The organism is Henriciella sp., from assembly GCF_029937755.1.
In the GTDB taxonomy this organism is placed as follows: domain Bacteria; phylum Pseudomonadota; class Alphaproteobacteria; order Caulobacterales; family Hyphomonadaceae; genus Henriciella.
On sequence record NZ_JAPYPG010000014.1, the window covers coordinates 1 to 25,469 of the forward strand.

At 63.8% G+C, this 25,469-nt stretch carries 31 protein-coding genes and 1 pseudogene; 17 read left to right on the forward strand and 15 right to left on the reverse strand.

All coding sequences use genetic code 11. The features are described from left to right. The 6 genes from def to Q1K29_RS17940 all read left to right on the forward strand — a co-directional run. On the forward strand, positions 1-551 hold a 551-nt coding region (def, locus tag Q1K29_RS17915; RefSeq protein WP_300396688.1), incomplete at its 5' end, for a peptide deformylase. Between the two features lie 118 nt (positions 552-669). Beyond that, the gene (gene fmt, locus Q1K29_RS17920; protein ID WP_300396690.1) at positions 670-1,623 is read left to right on the forward strand and encodes a methionyl-tRNA formyltransferase; all 954 of its coding nucleotides are present in this window, start codon (positions 670-672) and stop codon (positions 1,621-1,623) included. Further along, a complete protein-coding gene (locus Q1K29_RS17925; RefSeq protein ID WP_300396692.1) occupies positions 1,620-2,117 on the forward strand; it encodes an N-acetyltransferase in 498 nt (165 codons plus the stop codon). Before fmt ends, Q1K29_RS17925 begins: the two co-directional genes overlap by 4 nt. Next, complete coding sequence (gene truA / locus Q1K29_RS17930) at positions 2,114-2,875, forward strand: tRNA pseudouridine(38-40) synthase TruA (RefSeq protein WP_300396693.1); 762 nt, start codon at positions 2,114-2,116, stop codon at positions 2,873-2,875. The genes Q1K29_RS17925 and truA overlap by 4 nt, the downstream gene beginning before the upstream one ends. After that, complete coding sequence (locus tag Q1K29_RS17935) at positions 2,863-3,432, forward strand: AAA family ATPase (protein ID WP_300396695.1); 570 nt, start codon at positions 2,863-2,865, stop codon at positions 3,430-3,432. Before truA ends, Q1K29_RS17935 begins: the two co-directional genes overlap by 13 nt. Positions 3,433-3,435: 3 nt before the next feature. Beyond that, on the forward strand, positions 3,436-3,882 hold the full coding sequence (locus tag Q1K29_RS17940) for a cupin domain-containing protein (RefSeq protein ID WP_300396697.1): 447 nt from the start codon (positions 3,436-3,438) through the stop codon (positions 3,880-3,882). On the opposite strand, the gene Q1K29_RS17945 is transcribed toward Q1K29_RS17940, so the two are convergent. Genes Q1K29_RS17945 through Q1K29_RS17965 form a run of 5 tightly spaced genes read right to left on the reverse strand, consistent with a single transcriptional unit; the run spans position 3,883 to position 6,550 of the window. Continuing rightward, a complete protein-coding gene (locus tag Q1K29_RS17945; RefSeq protein ID WP_300396699.1) occupies positions 3,883-4,353 on the reverse strand; it encodes a GNAT family N-acetyltransferase in 471 nt (156 codons plus the stop codon). Continuing rightward, on the reverse strand, positions 4,350-4,769 hold the full coding sequence (locus Q1K29_RS17950) for a hypothetical protein (protein WP_300396701.1): 420 nt from the start codon (positions 4,767-4,769) through the stop codon (positions 4,350-4,352). Before Q1K29_RS17950 ends, Q1K29_RS17945 begins: the two co-directional genes overlap by 4 nt. 25 nt (positions 4,770-4,794) lie before the next feature. After that, entirely contained in the window at positions 4,795-5,208 is a 414-nt protein-coding gene (locus Q1K29_RS17955) for a DUF3052 family protein (RefSeq protein WP_300396703.1), read from the reverse strand. A gap of 11 nt (positions 5,209-5,219) precedes the next feature. Beyond that, positions 5,220-6,044: an alpha/beta hydrolase gene (locus Q1K29_RS17960; RefSeq protein ID WP_300396705.1), complete on the reverse strand. Its 825-nt coding sequence runs from the start codon at positions 6,042-6,044 to the stop codon at positions 5,220-5,222. A gap of 11 nt (positions 6,045-6,055) precedes the next feature. Continuing rightward, positions 6,056-6,550 (reverse strand): CinA family protein, encoded by a 495-nt coding sequence (locus Q1K29_RS17965; RefSeq protein ID WP_350210660.1) that lies wholly within the window; start codon positions 6,548-6,550, stop codon positions 6,056-6,058. Between the two features lie 300 nt (positions 6,551-6,850). On the opposite strand from Q1K29_RS17965, the gene Q1K29_RS17970 reads away from it, so the two are divergent. Next, positions 6,851-7,321 (forward strand): MaoC family dehydratase, encoded by a 471-nt coding sequence (locus Q1K29_RS17970; RefSeq protein WP_300396709.1) that lies wholly within the window; start codon positions 6,851-6,853, stop codon positions 7,319-7,321. A gap of 3 nt (positions 7,322-7,324) precedes the next feature. On the opposite strand, the gene Q1K29_RS17975 is transcribed toward Q1K29_RS17970, so the two are convergent. Beyond that, positions 7,325-8,305 (reverse strand): helix-turn-helix domain-containing protein, encoded by a 981-nt coding sequence (locus Q1K29_RS17975; RefSeq protein ID WP_300396711.1) that lies wholly within the window; start codon positions 8,303-8,305, stop codon positions 7,325-7,327. A 115-nt stretch (positions 8,306-8,420) separates the two neighbouring features. Between Q1K29_RS17975 and Q1K29_RS17980 the strand changes: the two genes are divergently transcribed. Together Q1K29_RS17980 and Q1K29_RS17985 are read left to right on the forward strand one after the other, a co-directional pair. After that, entirely contained in the window at positions 8,421-8,780 is a 360-nt protein-coding gene (locus tag Q1K29_RS17980; protein ID WP_300396713.1) for a hypothetical protein, read from the forward strand. A gap of 97 nt (positions 8,781-8,877) precedes the next feature. Beyond that, entirely contained in the window at positions 8,878-9,882 is a 1,005-nt protein-coding gene (locus Q1K29_RS17985; protein ID WP_300396746.1) for a sodium:calcium antiporter, read from the forward strand. A 13-nt stretch (positions 9,883-9,895) separates the two neighbouring features. Here Q1K29_RS17985 and Q1K29_RS17990 read toward each other — a convergent pair whose 3' ends face one another. Genes Q1K29_RS17990 through dapD form a run of 4 tightly spaced genes read right to left on the reverse strand, consistent with a single transcriptional unit; the run spans position 9,896 to position 12,944 of the window. Continuing rightward, complete coding sequence (locus tag Q1K29_RS17990) at positions 9,896-10,027, reverse strand: hypothetical protein (protein ID WP_300396715.1); 132 nt, start codon at positions 10,025-10,027, stop codon at positions 9,896-9,898. A 31-nt stretch (positions 10,028-10,058) separates the two neighbouring features. Next, complete coding sequence (locus Q1K29_RS17995; protein WP_300396717.1) at positions 10,059-10,517, reverse strand: hypothetical protein; 459 nt, start codon at positions 10,515-10,517, stop codon at positions 10,059-10,061. After that, on the reverse strand, positions 10,514-12,055 hold the full coding sequence (locus tag Q1K29_RS18000; protein ID WP_300396719.1) for a peptidase S10: 1,542 nt from the start codon (positions 12,053-12,055) through the stop codon (positions 10,514-10,516). The genes Q1K29_RS17995 and Q1K29_RS18000 overlap by 4 nt, the downstream gene beginning before the upstream one ends. A gap of 58 nt (positions 12,056-12,113) precedes the next feature. Then, the gene (dapD, locus tag Q1K29_RS18005; protein ID WP_300396721.1) at positions 12,114-12,944 is read right to left on the reverse strand and encodes a 2,3,4,5-tetrahydropyridine-2,6-dicarboxylate N-succinyltransferase; all 831 of its coding nucleotides are present in this window, start codon (positions 12,942-12,944) and stop codon (positions 12,114-12,116) included. A gap of 226 nt (positions 12,945-13,170) precedes the next feature. On the opposite strand from dapD, the gene Q1K29_RS18010 reads away from it, so the two are divergent. Continuing rightward, a complete protein-coding gene (locus Q1K29_RS18010) occupies positions 13,171-14,580 on the forward strand; it encodes a hypothetical protein (RefSeq protein ID WP_300396723.1) in 1,410 nt (469 codons plus the stop codon). A 30-nt stretch (positions 14,581-14,610) separates the two neighbouring features. Here the strand turns inward: Q1K29_RS18010 and Q1K29_RS18015 are convergent, their stop codons facing one another. The 4 genes from Q1K29_RS18015 to Q1K29_RS18030 all read right to left on the reverse strand — a co-directional run bounded on the left by Q1K29_RS18015 (position 14,611) and on the right by Q1K29_RS18030 (position 17,393). Further along, positions 14,611-15,411 carry a DUF2189 domain-containing protein gene (locus Q1K29_RS18015; protein WP_300396725.1) on the reverse strand — a complete coding sequence of 267 codons (801 nt, stop codon included), beginning with the start codon at positions 15,409-15,411 and terminating at the stop codon, positions 14,611-14,613. A 75-nt stretch (positions 15,412-15,486) separates the two neighbouring features. After that, positions 15,487-16,050 (reverse strand): lipocalin family protein, encoded by a 564-nt coding sequence (locus Q1K29_RS18020; RefSeq protein ID WP_300396727.1) that lies wholly within the window; start codon positions 16,048-16,050, stop codon positions 15,487-15,489. A gap of 76 nt (positions 16,051-16,126) precedes the next feature. Next, positions 16,127-16,864 carry a DUF6090 family protein gene (locus tag Q1K29_RS18025; RefSeq protein ID WP_300396729.1) on the reverse strand — a complete coding sequence of 246 codons (738 nt, stop codon included), beginning with the start codon at positions 16,862-16,864 and terminating at the stop codon, positions 16,127-16,129. A gap of 22 nt (positions 16,865-16,886) precedes the next feature. Further along, positions 16,887-17,393, reverse strand: a complete 507-nt coding sequence (locus Q1K29_RS18030) for a DUF4440 domain-containing protein (protein WP_300396731.1) — start codon at positions 17,391-17,393, stop codon at positions 16,887-16,889. A 120-nt stretch (positions 17,394-17,513) separates the two neighbouring features. Between Q1K29_RS18030 and argB the strand changes: the two genes are divergently transcribed. Genes argB through Q1K29_RS18045 form a run of 3 tightly spaced genes read left to right on the forward strand, consistent with a single transcriptional unit; the run spans position 17,514 to position 20,210 of the window. Next, on the forward strand, positions 17,514-18,413 hold the full coding sequence (gene argB, locus Q1K29_RS18035; RefSeq protein WP_300396733.1) for an acetylglutamate kinase: 900 nt from the start codon (positions 17,514-17,516) through the stop codon (positions 18,411-18,413). Beyond that, on the forward strand, positions 18,403-19,443 hold the full coding sequence (locus Q1K29_RS18040) for a DUF1036 domain-containing protein (RefSeq protein WP_300396735.1): 1,041 nt from the start codon (positions 18,403-18,405) through the stop codon (positions 19,441-19,443). Before argB ends, Q1K29_RS18040 begins: the two co-directional genes overlap by 11 nt. Continuing rightward, positions 19,440-20,210, forward strand: coding sequence for a pyrimidine 5'-nucleotidase (locus Q1K29_RS18045; RefSeq protein ID WP_300396737.1), 771 nt, complete (start codon positions 19,440-19,442; stop codon positions 20,208-20,210). Before Q1K29_RS18040 ends, Q1K29_RS18045 begins: the two co-directional genes overlap by 4 nt. Here the strand turns inward: Q1K29_RS18045 and Q1K29_RS18050 are convergent. Beyond that, complete coding sequence (locus Q1K29_RS18050) at positions 20,207-21,835, reverse strand: Na/Pi symporter (RefSeq protein ID WP_300396739.1); 1,629 nt, start codon at positions 21,833-21,835, stop codon at positions 20,207-20,209. The genes Q1K29_RS18045 and Q1K29_RS18050 overlap by 4 nt on opposite strands. A gap of 241 nt (positions 21,836-22,076) precedes the next feature. On the opposite strand from Q1K29_RS18050, the gene Q1K29_RS18055 reads away from it, so the two are divergent. The 4 genes and pseudogenes from Q1K29_RS18055 to Q1K29_RS18540 form a co-directional block, all read left to right on the forward strand. Then, positions 22,077-22,454 (forward strand): cytochrome c, encoded by a 378-nt coding sequence (locus Q1K29_RS18055; protein WP_300396741.1) that lies wholly within the window; start codon positions 22,077-22,079, stop codon positions 22,452-22,454. 81 nt (positions 22,455-22,535) lie between these two features. Further along, complete coding sequence (locus tag Q1K29_RS18060) at positions 22,536-24,755, forward strand: copper-translocating P-type ATPase (RefSeq protein WP_300396743.1); 2,220 nt, start codon at positions 22,536-22,538, stop codon at positions 24,753-24,755. A gap of 18 nt (positions 24,756-24,773) precedes the next feature. Continuing rightward, positions 24,774-25,265 carry a DUF411 domain-containing protein gene (locus tag Q1K29_RS18065; RefSeq protein WP_300396744.1) on the forward strand — a complete coding sequence of 164 codons (492 nt, stop codon included), beginning with the start codon at positions 24,774-24,776 and terminating at the stop codon, positions 25,263-25,265. A gap of 85 nt (positions 25,266-25,350) precedes the next feature. Continuing rightward, positions 25,351-25,469, forward strand: a pseudogene (locus Q1K29_RS18540) (DUF305 domain-containing protein); the annotation flags it as partial.

The following is a 25,469-nucleotide window of genomic DNA, read 5'->3' on the forward strand; positions in this document are numbered from 1 at the left end:
GCGAAATTCTCACCGTCCCGGACCCGCGTCTGAAGGAAGTCTCCAAGCCCGTCGAAGGCGGCGTGACAGACGAGCTCCGTCAGCTCATGGATGATATGCTGGAGACGATGTACGACGCCCCCGGCATTGGCCTTGCCGCCATTCAGGTGGGCGTGCCGAAGCGCGTCATCGTGATGGATCTCGCCGGCGAAGGCGAGGAGCCCAATCCGCGCTATTTCGTGAACCCCGAAATCCTGCCGCTGACCGAGGACATGGCGCCTTATGAAGAAGGCTGCCTGTCGGTGCCGGACGTGTTCGACGAGGTCGACCGGCCGACCCGCTGCCGCGTGAAATATCTCGACTATGACGGCAAGGAGCGCGACGAGATCGCCGAGGGCATGTTCGCCGTCTGCATCCAGCACGAGATGGACCACCTCGAAGGCATCCTCTTCATCGACCACCTCTCGCGCCTGAAGCGGCAGCGCGCGGTCGACAAAGTGAAGAAGGCGACCCGGCTCAACGCGAAGGCTGCGAAGTCACGGGCCCGCGCCAAGACGGCGACGATGGCCTAGACCGGTTTCTGATACCAGAACCGCTCATCCCGGCGAAAGCCGGGACCTCGTGCAGCAGGCATAAAAGCATTCACTCTTCCGGCTTGCACTTCCCCGCCGCCGCGATAGACCCGCCCACATGACGAAACCGCTCCGTATCGCCTTCATGGGAAGCCCGGATATTGCCGTGCATGTGCTCGCCGCGGTGGCCGAGGCGGGCCATGATATCGCCTGCGTCTATTCCCAACCGCCGCGGCCATCCGGGCGAGGGAAGAAGCTCCGGCCGACGCCGGTTCATGCTTTTGCCGAAGAGCAGGGTTACGAGGTCCGCACCCCGAAATCGCTGAAACCCGCCGAGGAAAAAGCTCGCTTTGCCGCGCTCGATCTCGATGCGGCGGTCGTGGTCGCCTATGGGCTCATCCTGCCGAAGGCAGTGCTCGACGCGCCGCGGCTTGGCTGCATGAATATGCACGCCTCGCTGCTTCCGCGCTGGCGCGGCGCGGCACCCATCCAGCGCGCCATCATGGCGGGCGATGCGATGACCGGCGTGCAGGCCATGATGATGGAGGAAGGTCTCGATACCGGCCCGGTGCTGGCCAGCGAAGAGACGCGTATCTTCGGCTTCGACACGGCCGGCAGCCTGCATGACAAGCTCGCAGATCTCGCTGCAGACCTCGCGCCCCGCTCACTGGACGGCCTTGCCGAAGGCACCCTGACGCCGCAGCCGCAGAGCGAGGATGGCGTTACCTATGCCTCGAAGCTCACAGCCGCCGACCAGCGTATCGACTGGTCACGCCCGGCCTGGGAGGTCGATTGCCAGATCCGTGGTCTCGCCCCCTTTCCCGGCGCCTGGTTTCACTGGCGTCCCAAGCCGGATGATGAGCCGGTGCGCGTGAAGGCGCTGCTCAGCAAGCTTAGCGACGCGCATCATGACGCCGCGCCGGGCACGCTGCTCGATGACGCGCTGCTGGTCGCCTGTGGCGATGGTGGCGCCGTCCGGCTGAAGGCCCTGCAGAAACCGGGGTCACGGGCGATGGAGGCAAAGGACTTCCTGCTCGGCAATAAGGTGGACGAAGGCACCCGGTTCGAATGAGGGATCTCTGGATCAGGCCAGCACGCGAGGAGGATGCAGCCGCCATTGCCGCGCTCAACGATGATGCGTTCGGCACGCCGGACGAAGCCCGCATCCTTGCGCAGCTGGCCGAAGATGGCGACAGCCTCGCCTCCCTCGTCGCGCATGACGATCGCGAGATCCTCGGCCATATCCAGTTCTTTCGCATCCTTGTCGATGGCCGCGACATTGCGGCGGGGCTCGGCCCGATGTCGGTCAGCCCGGAGCGGCAGGGCCGGGGGATAGGCCGTGGCCTGATCAAGCTCGGCATGACGATGATGGAGGGCCAGGCCCGCCAGCTCATCTTCGTGCTCGGCCATATGGACTACTACCCGAAATTCGGATTCTCCGCCGATGTTGCCGCGCGCTATGAGGCGCCATGGTCCGGCCCCGCCTTCATGGGGATCGAACTCAGCGAAGAGGCCCCGCGCAACGGGCCGCTCACCTATCCGAAAGCCTTCCGTGAGACCGCATGAGCCAGCGCATCCGCCTCCTCATCGAATATGATGGCCGGCCCTTCTATGGCTGGCAGAGACAGGACGATCACCCGACCGTTCAGGGCGCGCTGGAGGCGGCCTGCGCCAGACTCGACGGTGCGCCGGTTCTCGTTCAGGGCGCGGGCCGCACCGATGCCGGCGTCCACGCTACCGGACAGGTCGCACATATCGACCTCGCCAAGCCGCGCCCGATCCGAAAGATCGCCGATGCCCTCAACCACCATTTGCGGCCAGCGCCGGTTTCCGTGCTGAAGGCCGAGGAAGTCGGCGAGGATTTCCATGCCCGCTTCAGCGCGACGGGCCGCGCCTACCGCTACATTATCGTGACGCGCCGCGCGCACCTGACCTTCGACAGGGGGTTGATCTGGCGCGTGCCTGTCCGCCTCGACGTTGCGAAGATGCAGTCCGCCGCCACGCACCTCATCGGCGAACACGACTTCTCGACCTTCCGCGATGCCGGTTGCCAGGCCAAGAGCCCGGTAAAGACACTCGACACGCTGAACGTGTCGAGCTTCGACAATCGCATTGAAGTAACAGCGACGGCGCGCAGCTTCCTTCACCGTCAGGTGCGCTCCATTGTCGGCAGCCTTGTCGAGGTAGGCCGCGGCATGCAGGAGCCCGGTTGGATGAAGGACATCCTCGAGGCGCGCGACCGCACAACCTGCGGACCGGTCGCGCCGGCCGATGGACTCTATCTCGAGCGCGTCATGTATGACGACCATCCATGGGGCAAGTGAGCGACCGCCGCCGCATCGTGATTTCCGGCTGCTCCTCAGGCGGCAAGTCGACCTTGCTGGATGAGCTGACGCGGCGGGGCTTTCGTACCGTGGAGGAGCCCGGCCGCAATATCGTCCGCGAGGCCTTGGCCACGGGCTCGGACGCCCTGCCCTGGGTCAATCCGGAAGCCTTCGTGCGCAAGGCCATCGAGTATGCCAGCGAGAGCCTCGAAGCCGTCCGTGAGCTGAATGAGCCGGTCTTCTTCGATCGCTCGTCCATAGATGCGCTCGCCCATTTCGAGCGGCTGTCCATCCGTACACCATCAGACCTGAAAATGCTCGGCGAAGCCTGTCTCTACGCCAGCCCCGTCTTCTTCGCCCCGCCCTGGCATGCCCTCTACGAACAGGATGACGAGCGCCCGCTCCCCTTTAACGAGGCGGTCCGCGAATATGACTGGCTGCGCCTCGCCTATCCAAAGCGCGGCTACGCCATCATCGACCTGCCCAGGGTGAGCGTGGCGGCGCGGGCAGACTTTATGCTACGAACGCTCGGACTGCCTCTTTCGAAAGCGCCCTGACCCATGCCCAAGATCGACCTCAGCACGATTCCGGAACAGAGCGGCACGAACTACCCGGCGCCGCATGACGAAAAGGTCAGGGCAAGACGCTGGAAGCGGGTCGGTGAGGCCGGGGGCCTCAGCCTCATCGGCGTCAATCTGTGCACCATTCCGGGCGGGACCTGGTCCAGCCAGATGCACGACCACAGCCATGAGGACGAATTCCTGATCGTCCTCTCCGGCGAGGGACGCCTTGTGACAAGCGCTGGCGAGGACACGCTGAAACGCGGAGACATGGCGGCCTTTCCGGCAAAGGGCGTGGCCCACCATATCCGCAATGACGGCAGCGAAGATCTCGTTTTTCTCGTCGTCAGTAACCGGGACGAACGGGACGGCTGCACCTATCCCGGCATCGACATGAAGGTCGGCCCGGATGGCATCTATCGCCACGCGGACGGAACTCCCTACTGATCAGTCGAGCGGCTTCTCCATCGCCCAGTTGTGGATGGCAACGCCGTCCACCTCCAGCTCACGGCGGCGCACTACCGTGAAGCCAGCCTTCTGGAAGACCGGGCGGGCGGCTTCGCTCGCTTCGGTGTAGAGCCGGTCGATGCCGCAGGCGCGCGCATCGCGTTCGATCGCCGCCAGCAGGGCCGAGGCAATCCCTTTCCGCGCATGATCAGGATCGCAATAGAGCATGTCGACATGGCCGTCGGCCTCAAGGTCGGAGAAGGCGATGGCGCGGCCTGTCTCATCCTCGGCAATGAAGGTCGCGCGGCCATCCATGTAATTCAGGTTCAACTGCTCGGCGGTGACGCGCGGGCCGGACCAGGCGGTCACCTGATCGTCTGTATAGAAATGACGGCCAATCTCGCGCACGGCCCGGCGGAAGATGTCTTCCATACGCGGCGCATCGGCGGCGCGATAGGTTCGAATCTTCACTGCTTACTCCGGATAAAGCCCGCCAACACAATTATTGTGCCCGTCAGCATGGCCACCGTAAGCGCGAGCAAGAGACTGGAGACCAAAGCTTCTTGCCAGCCCGCCGCTGTCGGGTCTGGCGATATAATCGGGGTCATCCTGCCCGTACCCCAGAACGCGGCAAGACTAGTCGCCAGCCAGTTTGCGACTGTTCCGAAGGCTAGCAGCCAGAACGCCGCCTCGGCCCACTTTGGCGTTAAAGAAACATGTGACCAAGCCGCTCCAAGAGCAAGCAGGAACATTCCGTTCGTCAGCCCTTGCATATGTGCAGACAAACCCATTCGTGGATTGGACATGACCCCTGGTAGCAAGCCTGTGATCAGGCCGATCAGGAATAAAGCCGCCCCGAGAACCAGAAACCGCTTTTGCAGCACCATTTTTTTCTCCCCCCTTTTTCAGTTCTTATTGCTTCTTCCGCCGCATCAGCTTCAGCCCTGACCAGTCGGCATCCACAGCGCAGACCTTCACATCGACCAGTCCCATGGGCAGCGCCACGCGGCGGACATCATCCTCGGTCATGTCGCGCCAGAGCTTTGACGATTTCTTCGGCCATGAGACCCAGATCATGCCGCCTTCGGCTAGTTGGTCGAAGACCGGCGCTAGGCCCGCTTCCAGATCAGCGGTTTCACGGCAGAAGAGATGCAGGAAGGCCCAGTCCCCGGTGAGCGTGTCCGGCGAGGCGACATGCTTGACAGGAAAGTCCTCGACCAGCGCATCATACGGCTCGGGCGCGGCAATCACAGCCGCCTGCGTCCCATCCTTCAGGCCGAGTTTCTGTGTCAGTGGCTTGCCTGAATATCCGGCCGTCTGCGCCATGCCCCCATCCCCTATCCGATCCGGGCCTTCAGCCATCCGAGTATCGTCTCGAGCGCCCGGTCGCGGTCATGATCGTTCAGCAGCTCATGATAGCCGCCAGCGAATTCTTCCAGCGTCTTGTCGCGTGCCGGTATGGTCTCGATGAAACGGCGGCTGCCCTTGATCGGCACCAGCCGGTCGGCATCGCCATGCACGATAAGGACCGGCAGCTGCCAGTCTCCGAATTCACGCCAGGCCCGGTCCTGCACCTTGAAGGCCGTCGCGCCGAGCCGTGCAGCAGGCGCACGTTTGATGACCATGGGATTGTCACGATAAGCCTCGACCACGGCGGCATTGCGCGAGATCCCATCGGCATCGAGCGCGGCGGTGAGCCTCGCAGTCGGGGCAATCGCCGCCACAGCCCCCGCAACGGCCTTGAGAACCGGATTGGCCGGAATCTCGAGCGCGGGCGCGCTCAACACGACGCCGGATACGCCATCAGGGTCATGCGCGGCACTCGCCGCTGTCACCAGCCCGCCCAGCGAATGGCCCATCAGGAAGAGCGGGCGCTTGTCCACCTTCAGCGTTTCACGCGCCGCCAGGTGGTGGGAGACCGTGCGCTTCAGGTCGGTCGCCCCGCGCGGGCCGGGTGTGCGTCCATGGCCAGGCATGTCGAAGGCGAAGACGCTGATGCCGGCCGCGTTCAGGGCGGGGATCAGACCATGATAGCCGGTGACATAGCGCTCGGCATATTCGCCATAGCCGTGGGTCAGCAGCAGGTTGGCTTTCGGCCGCTCTGCCCGCCAGGCATAAGCAACGACCGGCGCCCCGGAGATCCAGCGTTCTGTCTCGGTCATGGCATTCTCCCTCAGACCAGCGCGTTGTGCAGCAGTTGCAGCGCCTCATAGGCGAAGCGGCGCATATTTTCCTCACGGTCGGAGAGGCCGGTCTCCAGCGTGCGCGAGATTTCGAGCGGGCCTGTCTCGTCCTCGCCGACAAGCGCAACGCAGGTATGGCCGGCGGCGTCGCCGTACCCGTTGCCGGAAGGCCCGGATGCGCCGGTTTCGCAGAGGCCCCAGTTCGCATCAAGCTTGCCGCGGACGGTGCGTGCCAGCACCCTGGCATAAGGCTCGGTCGCAGACCGCATGCCCTCAATGTCAGCCCGGCCAAGCCCCATCAGGCCGCGAAAGGCCTGCGGGGTGTAGATCACACCGCCGCCACGATAGAAGGCCGAGGCGCCTGCCTGTGCCAGCAGGGCCGCCGATATCAGGCCGCCAGAGGAGGATTCCGAGATCGCGACGGTCTCGCCGCGGGCTTTCAGGCGGTCACCGATTTCGGCCGCGAGGGGGAGGAGTGTCTTCATCCTGTCCATGAAGCAGCCCCCCGCGACGGGCGCAAGACTGAAGCGGCCGCCCCCGCATTGTCGGAAATCGACTCTCTATTGTCGTGTTCGCCAATTTTTCCGGTCGCCGCCAGCCGCTAGCCTGATGCCGGTGACCGGGCCGGTCGTTACCCCATAGCGACCACGCCAAAGGCACCTGCGCTGCCCGGCAGGCCTCTCAAGCGGCCTTCACCGGGCAGCGCATTCCGTCAGGAGAGGGCTGGCATTTCCAGCAGGGCGCTGGTCTAAAGCGCCGGAATGACCAGCGAGGATGGATGGCGGATGAGATATTTTGAAGACCTCGAAATCGGCACGGTGACCCACTCTCCGCGCACCTACAAGGTGACGCGCGAGGAGGTGATCGACTTTGCGAGCAAATACGATCCCCAGCCCTTCCATCTCGATGACGAGGCCGCAAAGCAGACCTTTTTCGGCAAGCTCTCTGCCTCGGGCTGGCACACAGCGGCGATGATGATGCGCCTGATGGTCGAGACGATGCAGCATGGCGAACCGCAGGCGGGCCTCGGCTCTCCGGGTGTCGATGAGTTGAAGTGGATCAAGCCCGTCTATCCCGGCGACGAGCTGCGGGTCGTGATGACGCTGGAATCGAAGCGGCGGATGAAGAGCCGTCCGGATATGGGCCTCACCAAGTCCCGCAACGAAGTGTTCAACCAGAATGACGAGCTGGTTCTCAGCATGATCGGCAACGGCCTGGTCCGCGTGCGCGACCCCGAAGCGCCGATCAAGTCCTGATCCCTATTCAGCCGCTATGGAGGCCCCCTCGAACCGCTTGCGGTAGGCGCGTGGGGTAATGCCGGCAATGTCGCGGAAGGCGGTGCGGAAAGTTTCCGCCGAGCCGAAGCCGCACTGCTCGGCAATGTCGGGCAGGCCGAGGCCGGTCTTCTCCAGCAGGGTCATCGCCCGCATGATGCGCTCGCGGCGCAGCCATTTGAGTGGGGTCGTGCCTGTGCCCTCCTTGAAGCGGCGCAGGAAGGTGCGGTCGCTCATGCCGGAAAAAGCTGCCATGTCGGTGATGTCCAGGGGCTGGTCGAGGCGCTCGCGGGCCCAGTCCAGCACAGCGGCGACCGACTGGCCGGCGCGTTCCTGATAGGGGGCCTCAATATACTGCGCCTGCCCGCCCTCGCGGTGCGGCGGCGTGACGAGCGAGCGTGCCAGCCGGTTGGCGGTTTCCGTACCGTAGTCGCGCCGGACAATGTGGACGCTGCAATCGACCGCCGCGCTGCTGCCGGCCGAGGTCAGGACATCGCCATCATCGACATAGAGCACATCCTCGACGACATCGATGGCGGGAAAGCCCTGCTTCAGCACCCGAAGGTCGCGCCAGTGTGTCGTCGCCCGGCGGCCATCGAGAATGCCCGCATGCGCCAGTACGAAAGCGCCTGTACAGTAGGACACCATGCGAGCGCCGCGCCTGTGGGCGGCCTGCACCGCCTCGATCATCTCTTTCGGCGGGACCTCATGGACATCGCGCCAGGCCGGGACGATCACCGTGTCAGCCATCTCGACAATCTCGTAGCCATGATCGGGCGTCAGCGTCACACCGCCCAGGGTGCGCACCGGCTCGCACGGGCCGGCGACATCGAAGTCATACCAGTCGACGCCAATCTCCGGCCGGGCCCAGCCGAAAATCTCGACAGCAATGCCGTATTCGAGCGGCCAGAGCCGGTCATAGGCAATGGTGACGACGCGGTGTGGCTTTCTGGAAGGGGATGGCAAGAGCGTCTCCTGTTTGGCGAAAATCGACCAACTAATGTCATTATCGCCAATTCAGCCCTGCCCATCAACCCCTTACCTGTCGAAACAGAGCCAGAGGAAAGACAGGAGACCTGACATGGGACCTCTCAGCATTCGTTCAGCCTTCGCCGCTGCCGGCGTGGCATCAGTGGCCATGGCCAGCCATTCCGGCGCCCAGCCAACCGGCCTGAGCGCCGCTTACACCACGGACTGCGCGGCCTTCTTCCTCGAGACCGGCCAGTCCGTTCAGGCGGAAGACGTGCTTCGCCAGAGCGCCACCCCGTCCGGCCCGGACCGCCATGTCGTCTATTTCGAGCAGGCCGAACTCTGGGATAGGCTGGGCGAGCGCAACGAGGCGCGTGACGCCCTCGACAGGGCGCTGAGGATAAAGCCGGACTACGCCCCGGCCCGCGCCCTGAGCGACGCCTACAGCGCCTACGGCCCGCAAGCGAAATAGGTCCGGAACCTTCAGTGCGCAGCGGCATTGCCAAAGGGTATTCCTGCCCGCCCTTCCGCATGAAAAGGTCCGCCCCATCCCGCTTCATATTGCCGTTATCACCTTCCTCGTCGCCGCGCTGGTTGTCCTGCTGGCCGGTGTCCGCATTACCGGTGAGGCCGACCGGCTGGCCGACCGCACCGGTCTGGGCGAAGCGGTGTTTGGCGGCATCCTTCTGGGGGCCAGCACCTCGCTGTCCGGCATCGTCACCTCCGTCACAGCCGCCAGCGACGGCCTCGCCTCTCTGGCTGTCTCCAATGCGGTGGGCGGGATAACGGCGCAGACCGCCTTCCTCGTCGTCGCGGACATGATCTACAGGAAGGTCAATCTCGAACACGCCGCCGCGGACGCCAACAACATGCTCATGGCGGCCATGATGGTGCTGATGGTGAGCCTGCCCATGGGCGCCGCCTATGCCCCGGAGTACGCCCTGTTCGCGATCCATCCGGTCTCGATCCTGCTCTTCGTGGTCTACCTGTTCGGCGCGAAGGCCGCTGTGGGGCTGCGCCATGAGCCGATGTGGCAGCCGGAGAACACCAGTGACACGCGCGCCGACGAACCCGATGAGGGCGAAGCCAACAAGCGCCCGCTCTGGATCATGATCGCCACCTTTGCCGGCCTGAGCCTGGTCCTTGGTTTATGCGGCTTTGCCATCGCCCGCTCGGGCGCAGCCATCTCGAGCGAGCTCGGTATCTCGCAGACCGTGGTCGGCGCACTGATGACAGCGGTAGCCACCTCCCTGCCGGAACTCGTTACCACGCTGGCGGCGGTGCGCCGCGGTGCGCTGCAGCTTGCCGTCGGCGGCATCATTGGCGGCAACACGTTCGACGTCCTGTTCCTGTCGGTCTCGGACGCAGCCTATCGCGAGGGGTCGATCTACCATGCAATGAGCCAGGCTGACGGGCTAATGATGATCGGTGCGATCATCATCACATCGATCCTGCTCATGGGCCTTATCATGCGCGAGCGCCGTGGTATCGGCTTCGAGGGCGCCGCCATTCTCGTCACCTATTTCGGACTTGCCGCTATACAGGTCAGCATGGGCGTCTCAGGGTCGGGCTAGGCGCCGGGACGGATCAGGGCCGCGCGAAGATGAAAATCGCAAGCGCCGTCAGGACCAGAAGTCCGGCAAGCGAATAGAAGAAGGCGGCTGGCCACCAACGTCTTTTATGGACGGCCTTTTCGTCATTTTTCGGGATCTGGTTCATGAGGGGCGATCTAGGCCAGGGGTGACGCGCGTCAATCGCCAGTAGACCCGATACGGGTCAGCGTGAAGTCGCCATCCTCACCCTCGCAGCCGCACTCGACCGGATCGAGGCAGGGCATGTGCCAGCGGCCGGTATAGCGCCTGCCTTCAGTCTCGGCGGTGCCGGTGCAGAGGAACGGCGCGTGCTTCAGTTCGCCTTCCTGGATATTGATATCGAGCCGCACATCCGCATCGCTCAGCTCGCCCTCAATGTCGGCATCGAAGCCCGGCCCGCCCTGCTCGCCCATATAATAGACGACCATGGTCTGCCCGCTGAACTGCTGGCCGAGCCGGACAAAATCCGCCATGGCGCGCATCTGGACGGCCCCCAGGGTTTCCAGCTCCATATCGAGGCGAAGCTCCCAGCGCCCGCCCTCTTCCGGCGCGGCGTCGGTAATCATCGCAGCTGCACCCGGTCTTGAGAGGAGGTCTGATGCGCCGGAGCCGGTCATTCTTCCCCTGTTGTGCCGGCTGGATCCGGGCGCTCGTCGGCGAGGGAGCCGGCATAGAAGCGCCGCAGGTCTTGCGTAACGGCCTCCCGCGAGGGTTCATTCAGATACATCATGTGTCCGGCGGGATAGTAGGTCATCGCCACCCGCTCCTGCGGAATGCCATAGCGCGCGAAGGTGATCTCGGCATCGAAGAAGGGGGTGATCATGTCGAACAATCCGTTCGCCACCCAGACGTCCATCTGCGTGTTCTTCCGCATCGCCTCCGAAAGCTGGCGCCCGGCATTGACATAGTGCGGCTCCCACGAGCCTTCCTGCGGACCGAAATCCCAGTTTTCCCCGGCATCGGCGCTCGACACGATGTAGGGCCGGTCCATCTCGACCCCGAGATCTCCCAGATACTGGTTGAGCAGCGCGGTGAAGGCCGAACTGACGGCATAGCTCGCCACATCGTCTGACGGCGTGTCGTCCACATCATCGGCCTCATCGCCCAGGTAACGCCCATCAAGCCGGCCGAGTGCGACGCCGCGGTCCCGCAGAAGCTCCTTCTGGAAACGCGGCATCAGGATGCGCAAGTCGGAGCGCTCGATATAATCCTCATCAAGGCCTGTGAAATAGGCCAGCCGCTTGCGGATATGCGCCCGTTCGGCGTCCGACAGCTGCGCGCCTTTCCACAGGGCCGGGCCGTATTCATCGCGGGCAAAAGCACGCGCCTCGGCCAGGAATGCGTCCCTGTCGACGCCCTGTCCCGCCTTGCCATGATACTGCGCGGCGGCCGCCATGCTCGGCAGGTAGGTGACGTAGGAATAGACATTGTCGTGCACCGAGGTGGAGCCCTCATAATCAAGCGCCTGCGAGATCAGCACGAGGCCGTTCAGCGCGATATCGACATCGCCGTTGATCAGCTCGTGAGACAGATAGGCCGCCCGGGTCGTGCCAAAGCTTTCGCCGATAATGTATTTCGGGGCGTTCCAGCGGCCATGATCGGTGATCCAGATCCGGATGAACTCCGCGATCGATCCCTTGTCGCCTTCCTCGTTCCAGTAGTCCTCGTTCTCACCCTTGCCGATGGCACGGCTGTAGCCGGTCCCGACAGGGTCGACAAAGACCAGGTCGGTCAGGTCGAGAATGGTCTCGGGATTGTCGACCATGGTGTAGGGCGCTGCCCCATCATCTGCGTCGGCATCGCTTGCAAGGACGGCCCGCTTCGGACCGAGCAGGCCGAGATGGAGCCATACAGACGCCGAGCCGGGGCCGCCGTTGAACACGAAGGTGACGGGGCGCTGAGGGCCCGCATCCTTCTTGACATAAGCGATGGTGAAAAGACTGGCTGCTGGGTCGCCATCCTTATTGGCTATGTAGGTTTCCCCGGCCTCAACCGTGTAATTGATACGGGTGCCGCCGAACGTGCCTGACGCATCGCTGGTGACCATCACCGGCTCCGGGACCGGCTTTGCCTCCTCGGCCTTCGCCTCTTCGGTCTCCGCAAATGCCGGCATTGCCAGCGCCAGCAGGCCAGCCATCAGGATCGCACGCATCATCAGCCCCTCTCAGTTTATGGAGCAACTTCATCGGATTATGGCTGCCGGGGCAAGGGCTTCAAGGCCGCAGCAGCTCGTTGATGCCGACCTTGCTGCGCGTGCGCTCATCCACGGTCTTGATGATAACGGCGCAGTAGAGACCCGGGCCCTTGCCGTCGGCGGCGGGCATCGAGCCCGGCACGATGACCGAGTATGGCGGCACTTCGCCCATCACGACCTCGCCGGTCTGGCGGTGCACGATCTTGGTCGACTGGCTGAGGAACGTCCCCATTGCCAGCACCGAGCCTTCGCGCACGATCACGCCCTCGGCCACTTCGGCGCGCGCGCCAATGAAGCAATTGTCCTCGATGATGGTCGGGTTGGCTTGCAGTGGCTCGAGCACGCCGCCAATCCCGGCACCGCCCGAGAGGTGCACGCCCTTGCCGATCTGCGCACACGAACCGACGGTCGCCCAGGTGTCGACCATGGTGCCTTCATCGACATAGGCGCCGATGTTGACGAAGCTCGGCATCAGCACGACGCCGGACGCGATATAGGAGCCACGGCGCGCCACCGCATTCGGCACAGCGCGCAGGCCGGACGCGGCAAAATCGTCCGCACTCCAGCCATCGAACTTGCTCGGCACCTTGTCCCACCAGGTCGAGCCACCGGGGCCGCCCTTGATCGGGCCGTTTGCGTTGAGGCGGAAAGACAGAAGCACGGCCTTCTTGAGCCACTGGTTCACGACCCACTCGCCATCATCGCCCTTCTCGGCGACCCGCTCCCGGCCGCTATCAAGCAAGGCAAGCGCCTCATCGACCGCATCGCGCACCTCGCCGGTTGTGTCGGTGGAAATGTCGCTCCGGTCTTCCCAGGCCTGTTCGATGATGGTCTGCAGCTTCGCGGTCATGGCGCGCTCTCCGTAAGTCGTCTTGTTTGTGGTAGGGCGCGCGTTCCGCTGTCCGGCGCATGCCCGTCAGGTCGCCGACCCTATAGTCAACCTCAACCGTCAGGTCATCCCCTCAATCGACAATGCCAACACGCCCGGTAGTGTGAATTGCCGCCCATCCTTCGTTTTGATACAGCAAACCGGGGAGAGAGATGTTGTGGACCGAAAACAGATCAAAGCGGCGGCCTTGGCCACTCTTCTGGCTGTCCTGATAACCGCCTGCAGCAAAGCGGCTTCCGAAGAAGACCATACACCACCACCAGACCAGGCCAACGATACCGGCAGGACGAGCGAAGACGATTCCGCCGCATTCACCGAATTTGCCAACGAACTCGATGCGGAACGCCGTAGTCAGGCAGCTGCGGTCGAGGAGGGCGTTCCAAAGGGTCCCGTCCCCTCCTCAGCCCCTCCCGATCCATCCAGGCCGGGCCTGCCAACCGGAGCGTCCAGCCACCCTGCCCCGCAGCACCAGGCCACCCCGTTTCAAGCCGTCTCGTCCAGTGCCTCCCAGCGTCTGTGGAATGAATATATGGACATGCGCTCGAAGGCCTTGTTCGATCTTACTCTGGAGGCTGTCGGTTCACCCATTTTCATTACCTGCAAGGACCAGCCGTTCAAATGCCATATCGACCGGTGCCGCACCTATGCGAGCGATCTGGGCTTCCTGTTTAACAGGTCAGGCTTTGAGGCGGTCGTCCAAAATGTCAGCGAGAGCCCCACAGGTCCAAAGCTTGCGCGGTCATGTGCCTACGCGCTGACGGTGTCTGCGACAGATGTTCCGGACGTCGTGGGTTCAAACCCGATAGCTCGAAGGAATGACGATTTCACGCGAGCCTCATTCATGTTCAGTTTGGCCGAGCGACTCAACCCGGACCGCAAAGCCATCCTGCGCGACGCGTTCGAATTTGCCCTTTTCAGCGCACGCGGGGCGGAACAGGCCGCAGACGCTAACGACTGGCTTGACGCCTATCGCGGCATAGCGGGAAGCGAGTTGCCAATGTTCCAGGAGGCTCAGGCGCAATACGATTTCGTCCAGCGCTTCTGGTCTGTATGGGACGTGACCAGGCGACTCGGCGTCAATATGGGCGAACCGGTGACCCTCAGCCCGAAGTTCGATGCCGACAGAAGCTTCCGCAGCGGCGGGCGAACGTTCACAGCCGATGATGTCGTTGATCGCTACTACGAGATGAACAATGCCGGCTGGCGCAATGGCTACAAGTATGCCGATGCCTATTGGGGCAACGGCTTTTACGCCAATGCCTACACGACAGATGACTCCGGCCACATCCTGATCCGCGTCGATCGGCGAACATACGAGGTAACGGTCGAATTCCTGAAAGAGCGCGACATCACCTCGGACAGCGACAAGATGAAAGCCATTCTCGATTACGGCATGAACGGCAACGCGCATGGTTACAATTGGGACGAGAGCGGATTCCGCACCTTTCTGAGCCGCAAGGCCCGCCCGTTTCACAAGTGGTATGACATGACCCTGCCGAGCGAAGACTTCTATGCCTTGCCGCAGCGCGAGCGGATCAACCACATGCGGGCCCGTCAGAACATGCCTCCGCTGCCGGAGGACTGGCGTCTGCGATAGGAAAACTGCGCTGGCGGGATGTCCCGGCTGTCACTGATTGGCATGGCGCGCCTGCAGCCTCGCCGAGTCGTTAGACGATACAGTGGCGCGGCAGGCATGCCAGCTGGCCAGACCGATCCACGGGAAGACCACGATCAGACCGATCAGCGCGAACGCCATCCCCACCCCGACGAGCAGCGCGATCAGGAAGGCCCAGAGCAGCATGGCCGGCAGGTTGGCGAGGACCGCCCGCGCGCTGGTGATGACCGAGATGAAGACGTCGCTCCCCTCCTCCAGCAGCAGCGGCGCGGACACGGCGACCAGCGTGAACGCGATGAAGGCGATCACCCCGCCGACACAGCTGCCGATCAGCGCCATGCGCAGGCCCTCCGGTGTTGTCAGCAGGAAGGCGAGGAAGTCGCCAATGGTCTGGTGCACCGAATAGGTCGAGAGGCCGTAGATGATGTAGGCCGCTTCCGCCCAGAGCCCGAACAGGACAAAGAGCGCGACCCCGAGCAGGATCGTATCGGCGCGGATCATGCCCGGCTGCCACAGCATCTCGCCAAACTTGGGCTGGCGGCCTTCCGACATCAGGCGCGCGGCGCGGTAGAGCCCGAGACCGAGCAGCGGCGCAACGATCAGGAAGCCTCCGGCGAGCACTAGGAACCAGGTGAACTGGCCAGTGAGATAGAGCGTGCCGGTCACGCCCGCACTCAGCAGGGCGAGCCCCACGCCATAGGCCAGGCACGGCCCCGGCGCACGCCAGAGGTCACGCCATCCGGCGGCGAGCCAGTCGAGCGGCGCAAGCAGCCCGACGCGATTGATCTCAGGTAGCTGGAAGCCCTCCGACATCTCCTTCCCCTCTTTTTTGGGGCAGCATAGCGCGAGCGGTAGCCCGCGCCAATCATGCCCCGAGGGGAAAGCCCGTCATTCGCCGGAGGGCTCGCGGTAAACGAGCGGGTCGGTCTGGTAGCCGAGCGCGGCAGCCTTCTCCAGAATGGTTTCCAGCATCGCATCGGCCAGGGTCTCTTCTCGCGCGAGGATCCAGAGGTATTTGCCATCGGGAGAGCCGACGAGGGCGGCGGAATAGTCCGGCTCGAGGTGCAGAATCCAGTAGTCGCCCCAAGCGAACGGGACCCAGGAGGGCGCGAACTTCACCTCGAGCTTGGAATTGTTCGAGCCCTCGACCACGCGCGCCACGCCTTCGGCCACCTTGCGGTCGTCCCGGCCCTCGATCTCGCAGGAATTGATGACGGTGACCTTGCCATCATCGCGCAGCGAATATTCCGCCGTGGTGTCGGTGCAGCCTTCCTCGAAACTGTTGGGATAGCGCGCGATCTCATACCAGAGCCCGGCATAGCGGGTGAGGTCGACCTGGTCGACGGTCGGCGGCGGCGTGTCCTCGCCGCGATAGTCCGGCTGGCTGGTGCAGGCGGCAGCGAGGGTGCCGAGGGCGAGGATGGGCAGGGCGGCAAGGGCGGCTTTGCGCATGATGGGGGCTCCTATGGTGTGGCGGGTGACAGTCTTCGCGAACGAAACGCGCGAGGGGAAAGATGGCTGCGTGAGATCAGCGTGCGCTCACTTCCGCTTCGACGGCGGCCAGCAAGGCTTCGGCTTCGGCTTCGATGCTGGCGAGGCTGCCATACTGCCAGTAAGCGAGGAAGCCCGCCATCTTCACGAAACCAAGGAATTCCTCGTCGTCGCGCGCGCGGGACACGGTGTCCTCCAGCGTGGCGCGATCGCCCATGCCGACGCCGTTGACGCGCGCCCAGTCGAGCATGCCTTCGGCCTGTGCCAGGATGAGACCGTCATCGCCGCGCTGACGGTCCAGTCGATGATAATAGTCCGTCAGGTCCTTCACCAGCGCCCGATTGGACAGGACGCCGATATTGCCGGTCTGGATGAGCTCCTCGAACGTGCTGCTCGAGATGATCATGAAATAGTAGGAGGTGAGATGGGCGTAGGGATAGTCGCCGAAGACGCCCAGCGGCGGCGGGTCGCCTTCCAGGGGGCCGAAAAAGGGCGGCCTGTCATAGCCGGGCGCGGCCTCGGCAAGGATGGCTTCGGCGGCTGACAGGCGTTGCAGGGAAACCTGCTGGCCTGCGCGGGCCTGGACGAGATCAGCCTCGAGATTGACGGCAAGCTCGGAGAGGTAGCGCTGTTCGTCGCGACGGTCCTGACGGGCCTCGCTCCAACTGGTGATCTGGAAGGCAATCAGGATCCCGACGACCACAATGGCGAAGTCGAGGATGACGGCGGCCCAGTTCTGGTCTTTCACGTGTTTCGAAACGCGGCGCAAAAGCATCGCTCCCCCCTTCGGATTTTTCCTACTCCCATCCGCCCGGCGGCGGCAGGGCGCTCGCGACTTCGCGGTAGGGTTTCCATTCGCCTTCATGCTTCTTCAAGATCAGCAGATAGGTGTTCGGGATCTCGATGCGCGCCTCTGCGCCTTCGGGGAGGTATGACTGGATGGTGGTGCCGTATTCGTATGCCCAGTCCTCATCGATGACGACCAGCTCCTTCGGCGTGATGTCGAGCCGGTAGCCGGGCGGGAACGGCGCCTGCCCGGCCGCCGCCAGCATCTCAAGATGCGCCGGCCCGCCGGGGACCGTCTGCTCGAACTCCGGATGGCTGAGCGCACCAAGCGCCGCGAAATCCTGCGCGGCCATCGCCGCCATGAAGTCCTCGCGCAACTGGTCGATCTCGGCGGTTTCGGCCGGTTCATACAGCTGCGGAGACGGCGTAGCGCATCCTGTCGTGATGACGAGCGCCGCAATAGTGAATGCGACTGGTCGGATGATGGACGCGGCCAGACCGCTCAGCCCTATAGCCATGACGTTTCCCCACTTCTCTCTTTCCAGCGATGACTTTGCGACAACCGCTCAAGAAGCGCAAATGGCTGAGTTGATTGCGAACCTTCCCCCATCCCGCAAACGCCGCTATAGCGCTCGCCCATGAGCGATGATGCCCCTTCCCCTGCCCAGTACACCGCCGCCACGCTGTCGGAGGCGTTGCCTTATATCCAGCGCTATGACCGCCAGACGGTGGTTATCAAGTATGGCGGCCATGCCATGGTGGATGAGGAACTGGCCGGCGCGTTCGCGCGCGATGTGGTGCTGCTGAAGCATCTCGGCGTGAACCCGGTCATCGTGCATGGCGGGGGGCCGCAGATTGCGAGCCTGCTGGAACGCCTCGGCATCAAGTCGGAGTTTCGCGACGGCCTGCGCGTCACCGATGACGCGACGATGGAAGTGGTCGAGATGGTGCTGTCGGGCCCGATCAATAAGAGCATTGTGCGCGCCATCAACAAGGCGGGCGGCAAGGCGGTCGGCCTGTCGGGCTCGGACGCCGACCTGATGAAGGTGAAGCGCGCGGCCCGCAAGTCGAAGGATGCCGACAGCCAGGTCGAGAAGCTGATCGATCTCGGCTTTGTCGGCGAGCCCGAACAGGTCGATGTGTCGGTCCTGAAACTGCTGTCCAACTATGATCACGACTTCATCCCCGTCATCGCGCCGGTCGGCTTCGATGGCGAGGGCAAGCGCTACAACGTCAATGCCGATACCGCCGCCGGCGCCATTGCCAGCGCGCTCGGCGCCAGCCGCCTCTTGCTGCTGACCGATGTCGCGGGCGTCCTCGACAAGGCCGGCGATCTGATCCGCGAACTGCGCGCCGATGACCTGCCATCATTGATGGCGGACGGAACCGTTTCAGGTGGAATGATACCGAAGCTTGAAACCGCCACAAACGCGGTAAAGAATGGGGTTGGTGGGGCTGTCATTCTGGATGGCCGGGCAAAGCATGCCCTGCTCATGGAGCTGTTTACCGAACATGGCGCCGGCACGATTGTTCTCTAGCATTTTTTCCAGATCGGTGGCGGCACTGGCCGCCTTCGTCTCGCTCAGTCTCGCAGGCGCCGGACCGGCCACCGCGCAAGGCGCGGGTGAGAAAGGCTGGGAGCTCTGCAACAAGACGAGCTATGTGATCGAAGCGTCAGTTGCCCGCTATGAAGGCAATGGCGTCGTGGTCGAGGGCTGGGAGCGGCTGCGCCCCGGCTCCTGCGAACTGGCGCTGGCCGGTCCGCTTCGCCCCGGGATCCACTATCTCTTCGCGCGTTCCTCGACGGCCCATCGCGGCGGGCGGCGCATCTGGGGCGGGGACTTCCCGCTCTGTGTCGACACCACCGGCAGCTTCTCGGTCGAGAGCCCGAAGGAATGTACGGCGATGGGTCTGGAAAGCCGCGACTTCCGGCCCGTCCTGATCGAGAACCGCACCGAGTGGACAACAAGCTTCACCGAGACCGAGGAGTTCGACAGCGAACAGGCCGCGGCCGCCGGCGTACAGCGCCTGCTGGCCGATGCGGGCATCTTCAACGGCAATATCGACGGCTATATCGGGCGCAAGACGCGCGCCGCGATCGGCGAGTTCCTGACCCAGAACGAGCTGCCGGCGGAAACCTCCGACAGCGACCTGATCGATGTGCTGGAACAGATCGCGCAGGATCGCGGCCGCAATATCGGCCTGACGCTTTGCAACCGCACGCGCAACCGCATCTGGTCTGCCATTGCCCGGCGCAAGGGCGAAGGCTGGGAGAGCCGCGGCTGGTGGCTGCTGGAAAGCGGCGGCTGTGCACGGGTCATCGATGAGCCGCTGCTGACCGCGGAGCATTTCGTCTTTGCGGAGATGGAGGATAACGGCCGGACCCGCACCCTGAAGGAAGCGACCGACCCGTTCTGTCTGGCGCGTACCCGCTTTGCCATCATGGGCCGCAAGGATTGTGGCGCTGCCGCCTTCCGCGAGGGCCTGTTCAAGGCCACCCCGCCAGCCGAGAACCGCCGCCTGCTCTACGAATTTTTCGAGCGCGACTTCAAAGAGCCGGAGTCGTGAGCATCAACGGCCTCGACTTCTCCGGCATGACAGGGCGTGATATCTGGGTCTTCGACCTCGACAACACGCTCTATCCTGCCGAGTGCGACCTGTTCGCCCAGATCGATACGAAGATGACGGACTTTGTCGCCCGCTTCCTGCGCATGGACCGGGCCGAGGCCCGCGCGCTGCAGAAGCAGTATTATGCCGAGCACGGAACAACGCTGAAGGGCATGATGACCATGCATGGCATGGCGCCGGAAGAGTTTCTCGATCATGTCCACGAGATCGACCTCTCGCCGCTGCCGGTGAAGGCCGATCTCTGCGATGCGATCGGCGCCCTGCCCGGCCGCAAGCTCGTCTACACCAATGGCTCGCGCCGCCATGCCGAGCGGGTGACGGAGTATATGGAGCTGCACACTGTCTTCGACGGCCTGTTCGGCATCGAGGACAGCACCTATCATCCAAAACCCGCACAGGCCGCCTATGACGCCTTCTGCCAGCATCATGATGTCGACCCGGCGCGCGCGGTCTTCTTCGAGGACCTGGAGCGTAACCTGAAGCCGGCCCACGCCATGGGCTTTACGACCGTGCTCGTCGGATCCGCAAAAGACTGGAGCCATGAGCCTGTCGAGGCCCGCCCCGCCGGACCGGGGGACGCCGACCATCCGCATGTCGACTATCTCACCAATGACCTCACCGGCTTCCTGCAAGGCGTGCTGCGAGGGCTGCGGCCGGAGGACGAGACAGCCGGAGACCTCCTGGCAGGGCCATCGAAAAACAGCTAGGCGGCGTCGGCCCGTTCTGCGGTCTCGATCCTGTTTTCCTCGCTCATCAGGAGCGGCCGTGGGCTGTCTGAAAGGGCGTTTTCGAGATGAATGCCGATGCGCCAGATGTGATAGGTGCAGCGGTGCAGCCAGCGCATGGCTGTGAATCCCCCGAGCGCTGCCGTCGCATCCTGACCGCCTTCCGACACCCGCGCGATGGCAGACAGGCGAAGCTCTTCACGCCGGGCGCGGAAGGCTTGGCGGGCCCAGTCGAGCCGCCCGACAAGCGCCTCCTCGAACCCGTGTTCAAGGATATCGTCCAGGATGGCCCCGACCTCCCCGAGGGATGTCTTCACCCCTTCCCGGCCGAATGCGGGGACAATCTCCTCAAGGCCTTCAAGGCGGCGTTCGAGCCGGCTCAGATGATCGTGGGCATGCAGCAGCGACTGTAGCCGGAAATTGGCCGGAGAGCCGGGCTCCGTCCTTATCCGCGCGGCATAATGCGCCAGGGCCACAAGCGCGTCTTTCTCGGCCTCCATTGAGAGGCGGCGATGGCGCACCGCCGGCTGCAGCGAGGCGTTCAGCTTTCCGACCAGGCTGACAGCGATCCGGGATGTCTGCCCCGCCAGGGCGTTTGTCGCCGCCGCCCCGTCCTGCAGCAGCCGGTCTTCCGGAGGGTCGAAGACTTCGGTGTCCCGGCCGGGGACCAGCGTCTCGATCAGCGTCGCGAACTGGCGTGTGAATCCGATGATCAGCAGCACGCCCAGGATGTTGAAGGTGGAGTGGAAGGCGACCAGCGCGATCTGGGCGTCCTCAGCTGTGTCCAGCGCCAGCCCGGACGAGATGAGCAGGGTGAAAGGGGTCAGCAGGATAAGCGCCAGGGCGCCGGTCATCATGTTGTAGACGACGTGCGCATAGCCTGTCCGGCGCATTGCCGTGCCCCGCCCCAGAGTTGCCAGAAAGGCCGTGAAGGTCGTGCCGACATCCATGCCGATGACCAAGGCCGCGGCCTGGGTGAAGGAGATCGCCCCGACGCTGAGCGCGACGAGCGCGGTGGCGACACCGGCACTGGAAGACTGGGTGACGATCGTGATCAGGATGCCGATACCGACGAGCTGAAGCCGTCCGAACAGCGTATCGCCCGGAAAGGTCTCCGGCGTCACCGTACTCTCCAGCACCGACATGCCAGCCTGCAGGGCATCGATCCCGATGAAGATCAGGCTGAACCCCGCCACTGACCAGCCAAGCTGCTGGATCCAGCCTCTTGTGAACAGTTTCAGCATGGCGCCAGCGAAGACCAGCGGAAAGACAAGTGTCGTAAGCTCGAGCTTGAACCCGACAAGGGCCACAATCCAGCCAGTAATGGTCGTTCCGATATTCGCGCCGAAGATGATGCCGAGCGCCTGGTTGAAGGTCAGAAGCCCCGCGCCCACAAAGCCCACCGCGGCGACCGTCGTCGCACTGGAGGATTGCAGGATCGCCGTCGCGATGGCGCCTGTCGCCGCGCCGCTCAGCGGACTTTGGGTGAAGCGCACGAGCAGCTTGCGCAGCGCTTCACCCGCGAGGCTCTTCAGCCCGTCAGTGAGCACCTGCATGCCGATCAGGAACAGGCCGAGCCCGCCCAGGAATGTAAACAAGCTACTCATGGCTCACAGACTGCACAAACAGGGCTTTACTGTCAGGGATCTTTTTTTTCCACGGGGCTCTTCCTGGCACGACAGAGCAAAGAGCGCACCGGAAGACGCCGCCCGACCGGTCTCATCACCCCTCCTTGCACCGCAGGCGGTCTGTCCGCCATAAGAGGTGGAGGCGGACAGCCTTGATCGAAACTTGCTGAAAGGACGGATTGGCATGAGGCATACAGGCAGAGGGCGCGCAACATGGCCAATGCTCACGCTCGTAACCGGTCTGGTACTGGCAGGCCTGACAGCGTGTGGCGAGGAGCAGGATGCCCCGCCCGCGGAAGAGACGGCCGCCCCTTCGCCTTCACAGGACACCGCCCTCATCGAAAACGGCCGCGCCATTGTCGAGATGCAGTGCGCGACCTGCCATGCGATTGGTGTCGAGGATGACAGCCCACGCAGCGATGCCCCGCCGCTCAGGACCGTGCTTGCCGATTACGACCCGGATGCCCTGGCTGACGACTTCCGCGAAGGCATCCATGTCGGCCATCCGGACATGCCCGATTTCAAGCTGGGGCCAAAAGGCACCGACTCCGTCCTCGCCTATCTCGTTTCGATCCAGGAGCGCGCCGGCGAAGGCTAGGAAGGGGCGTTGAATATACCCCCATAGGGTATTATCTGATGAGTCGAAGCAGCAACGAGCCTGAGCTCGAGGACCCTTGCCATGCCATCCGACCACGCCTCTCACCACGACCATGCATGCCATCATGGACATGCTGCCCCAGACAAGCCTGACGGCGCTTATGACAACGTCCCTGCTGATTATGCCGGGACGGTCTGGACCTGCCCGATGCATCCGCAAGTCCGCGAGACGTCCAATACCGGCTGCCCGATCTGCGGCATGGGGCTCGAACCGGAAACGGTGACAGTCGAACAGGATACGAGCGAGCTCGATGACATGACGCGGCGCTTCCGGGTGTCGCTGATCTTTTCCGTGCCGCTGCTCGTTTATGTCATGGGAGAGATGATCCCGGGCAGCCCGCTCATGGACTGGGTCGGCCCGAGAGCGAGCGTCTGGCTGCAGGCAGTTCTGGCAACACCCGTCGTGCTCTGGGCTGGGCGGCCCTTCTTCGTGCGCGGCTGGCAGTCGGTCAAACGGCGCAGCCTCAACATGTTCACCCTGATCGCCATGGGCGTCGGGGTCGCCTACCTGTACTCGCTTGTGGCCACCTTCGTCCCCGGCATCTTTCCGGACTCCTTCAGGGGGCATGGAGGGAATGTCGCGGTTTATTACGAGGCGGCTGCGGTCATCATCACCCTTGTCCTGCTCGGCCAGGTCCTGGAGCTGCGGGCACGAAACGCCACCTCCGGCGCCATTCGCGCCCTGCTCGAACTGGCGCCGCCCACCGCGCGGCGCATCGGTGAGGACGGTAGCGAGCGCGAAGTGGATCTCGCTGACGTCCAGGCCGGCGACCATCTGCGTGTCCGTCCGGGCGAGAAAGTCCCGGTTGATGGCGACGTGGTCGACGGCCATTCCTCGGTCGACGAATCCATGGTCACCGGTGAGCCGGTCCCCGTGGAGAAGACCGCCGGGGAGCGTCTGACCGGCGGTACGGTCAACGGCACCGGATCGCTGGTCATGAAAGCCACGCATGTCGGCGAGGAGACACTGCTTTCGCAGATCGTGCAGATGGTCGCGGCCGCGCAACGGTCTCGCGCGCCGATCCAGCGGCTGGCCGATATCGTCTCATCGGTTTTCGTGCCGACAGTCATAGCCGCCTCCGTGATCACCTTCATCGTCTGGGCCCTGTTTGGGCCCGATCCCGCCATGGCCTTTGCCATCGTCAATGCCGTCGCGGTTCTGATCATCGCATGCCCGTGCGCGCTCGGCCTCGCGACCCCGATGTCGATCATGGTCGGCACCGGCAAGGGCGCCTCGAACGGCATCCTGATCAAGAGCGCCGAAGCGCTGGAGACCTTCGAGAAAGTGGACACGATTGTCGTCGACAAGACGGGAACGCTCACGCTCGGACGCCCGGAACTGGTGCTGGTCCAGCCTGCGGGAGGGTTTGACGCGCCGGCGCTGCTCGGTCTCGTGGCGGCGGTCGAGCGCTCAAGCGAACACCCGCTTGCAGAGGCCATCGTTCGCGGCGCCGAGGCCCGCAACGCCCCCGTCCAGACATCCGAGGGTTTTGAGTCCGTCACCGGTGAAGGCGCGCAGGCCACCGTTGATGGCCGGTCCGTCGCCGTCGGCAACCGGAAGATGATGGAACGGATCGGCGCGTGGGCTGCAGATATCGGTGCCGATGCGGACACATACCGCTCAGAGGGCCAGACCGTGATGTTCGTTGCCGTTGACGGCAAGCCGGCCGGACTTGTCGCCGTCGCCGACCCGATCAAGGAGACAACGCCAGAGGCCATCCGCCGCCTGCACGCCCAGGGCCTCAAGATCGTCATGCTGACCGGCGATAGCAGCGCCACCGCGCAGGCCGTGGCAGCCAAGGTCGGCATCGATGAGGTTCATGCTGATGTGTCGCCTGAAGACAAGCACCGCATCGTGTCGGAGCTTCAGAAAGGCGGCAGCCGGGTGGCCATGTGCGGAGACGGCATCAATGACGCCCCGGCTCTGGCCCAGGCCGATGTCGGCATTGCGATGGGCACCGGCACCGACGTCGCGATGGAAAGTGCCGGCGTCACGCTGGTCAAAGGCGACCTCATTGGCGTGGCCAAGGCGCGTGATCTCAGCCACGCGACAATGCGCAACATCCGCCAGAACCTGTTCTTTGCCTTCGTCTATAATGCTCTGGGCGTGCCCATCGCGGCAGGTGTCCTATATCCCTTCTTCGGCCTGCTGCTCAGCCCTATGATCGCGGCAGGCGCCATGAGCCTCAGCTCTGTTTCCGTGATCGGGAATGCGCTGCGATTGAGAACACTGAAACTCTGACCCGACGGAGAAATGACATTGTCCAGAATCCTTATTGCAGGCGCCGGCGGCATGCTGTTCATCGCAGCGGTTGTTGTCGGATGGATGCTCTTTTCGGCACCGTCACCAGCAAGCGCGCAAACGGTCACTGTTCACAAGACGCCGTGGTGCGGCTGCTGCACGGCGTGGGTCGATCATCTCCGGGACAACGGGTTCGACGTTGTCGTCAAGGAAGAGGAAGATCTGAGACCGGTTCGCACACGCCTCGGCGTGCCGGATCCTCTGATGAGCTGTCACACCGGTGAGGTCGATGGTTACGCCGTCGAAGGCCATGTCCCGGCACGCGAAATCCGTCGCCTCCTGCGCGAACGGCCTGACGCGACCGGCCTGTCGGTGCCCGGCATGCCGCAAGGATCTCCTGGCATGGAAACGCCTAACCCGCCTGACCGCTACAACGTGGTGCTCTTCTCCGAGGATGGCGCCCAGACCTATGCCACCTATGAAGGTGGTGAGCAGGTCGGAGAGCCTTAACAACCGACTGGATTGGAACTCCGCCGCCTCTTCCTCCGTTAGCTGGCCATACCCCGCACCCCTATAGGAGGACACGAGGATGGACATGAAGACCAGCTACTGGCGCTTTGCCGCCATGATCGCGACATCGACGGCGGTGATGCTCGGATTGATGTACCTCAACACCTATGCGTGGGAGCATGTTCGCTGGAGCGAGACACGCTT

Coding starts and splice junctions, on each gene's coding strand:
- fmt (WP_300396690.1), top strand. CDS start 670: ATGACGAAACCGCTCCGTATCGCCTTCATGGGAAGCCCGGATATTGCC.
- Q1K29_RS17925 (WP_300396692.1), top strand. CDS start 1,620: ATGAGGGATCTCTGGATCAGGCCAGCACGCGAGGAGGATGCAGCCGCC.
- truA (WP_300396693.1), top strand. CDS start 2,114: ATGAGCCAGCGCATCCGCCTCCTCATCGAATATGATGGCCGGCCCTTC.
- Q1K29_RS17935 (WP_300396695.1), top strand. CDS start 2,863: ATGGGGCAAGTGAGCGACCGCCGCCGCATCGTGATTTCCGGCTGCTCC.
- Q1K29_RS17940 (WP_300396697.1), top strand. CDS start 3,436: ATGCCCAAGATCGACCTCAGCACGATTCCGGAACAGAGCGGCACGAAC.
- Q1K29_RS17950 (WP_300396701.1), bottom strand. CDS start 4,769: ATGGTGCTGCAAAAGCGGTTTCTGGTTCTCGGGGCGGCTTTATTCCTG.
- Q1K29_RS17955 (WP_300396703.1), bottom strand. CDS start 5,208: ATGGCGCAGACGGCCGGATATTCAGGCAAGCCACTGACACAGAAACTC.
- Q1K29_RS17960 (WP_300396705.1), bottom strand. CDS start 6,044: ATGACCGAGACAGAACGCTGGATCTCCGGGGCGCCGGTCGTTGCTTAT.
- Q1K29_RS17965 (WP_350210660.1), bottom strand. CDS start 6,550: ATGAAGACACTCCTCCCCCTCGCGGCCGAAATCGGTGACCGCCTGAAA.
- Q1K29_RS17970 (WP_300396709.1), top strand. CDS start 6,851: ATGAGATATTTTGAAGACCTCGAAATCGGCACGGTGACCCACTCTCCG.
- Q1K29_RS17980 (WP_300396713.1), top strand. CDS start 8,421: ATGGGACCTCTCAGCATTCGTTCAGCCTTCGCCGCTGCCGGCGTGGCA.
- Q1K29_RS17990 (WP_300396715.1), bottom strand. CDS start 10,027: ATGAACCAGATCCCGAAAAATGACGAAAAGGCCGTCCATAAAAGACGT.
- Q1K29_RS17995 (WP_300396717.1), bottom strand. CDS start 10,517: ATGACCGGCTCCGGCGCATCAGACCTCCTCTCAAGACCGGGTGCAGCT.
- Q1K29_RS18000 (WP_300396719.1), bottom strand. CDS start 12,055: ATGATGCGTGCGATCCTGATGGCTGGCCTGCTGGCGCTGGCAATGCCG.
- dapD (WP_300396721.1), bottom strand. CDS start 12,944: ATGACCGCGAAGCTGCAGACCATCATCGAACAGGCCTGGGAAGACCGG.
- Q1K29_RS18015 (WP_300396725.1), bottom strand. CDS start 15,411: ATGTCGGAGGGCTTCCAGCTACCTGAGATCAATCGCGTCGGGCTGCTT.
- Q1K29_RS18020 (WP_300396727.1), bottom strand. CDS start 16,050: ATGCGCAAAGCCGCCCTTGCCGCCCTGCCCATCCTCGCCCTCGGCACC.
- Q1K29_RS18025 (WP_300396729.1), bottom strand. CDS start 16,864: ATGCTTTTGCGCCGCGTTTCGAAACACGTGAAAGACCAGAACTGGGCC.
- Q1K29_RS18030 (WP_300396731.1), bottom strand. CDS start 17,393: ATGGCTATAGGGCTGAGCGGTCTGGCCGCGTCCATCATCCGACCAGTC.
- argB (WP_300396733.1), top strand. CDS start 17,514: ATGAGCGATGATGCCCCTTCCCCTGCCCAGTACACCGCCGCCACGCTG.
- Q1K29_RS18050 (WP_300396739.1), bottom strand. CDS start 21,835: ATGAGTAGCTTGTTTACATTCCTGGGCGGGCTCGGCCTGTTCCTGATC.
- Q1K29_RS18055 (WP_300396741.1), top strand. CDS start 22,077: ATGCTCACGCTCGTAACCGGTCTGGTACTGGCAGGCCTGACAGCGTGT.
- Q1K29_RS18060 (WP_300396743.1), top strand. CDS start 22,536: ATGCCATCCGACCACGCCTCTCACCACGACCATGCATGCCATCATGGA.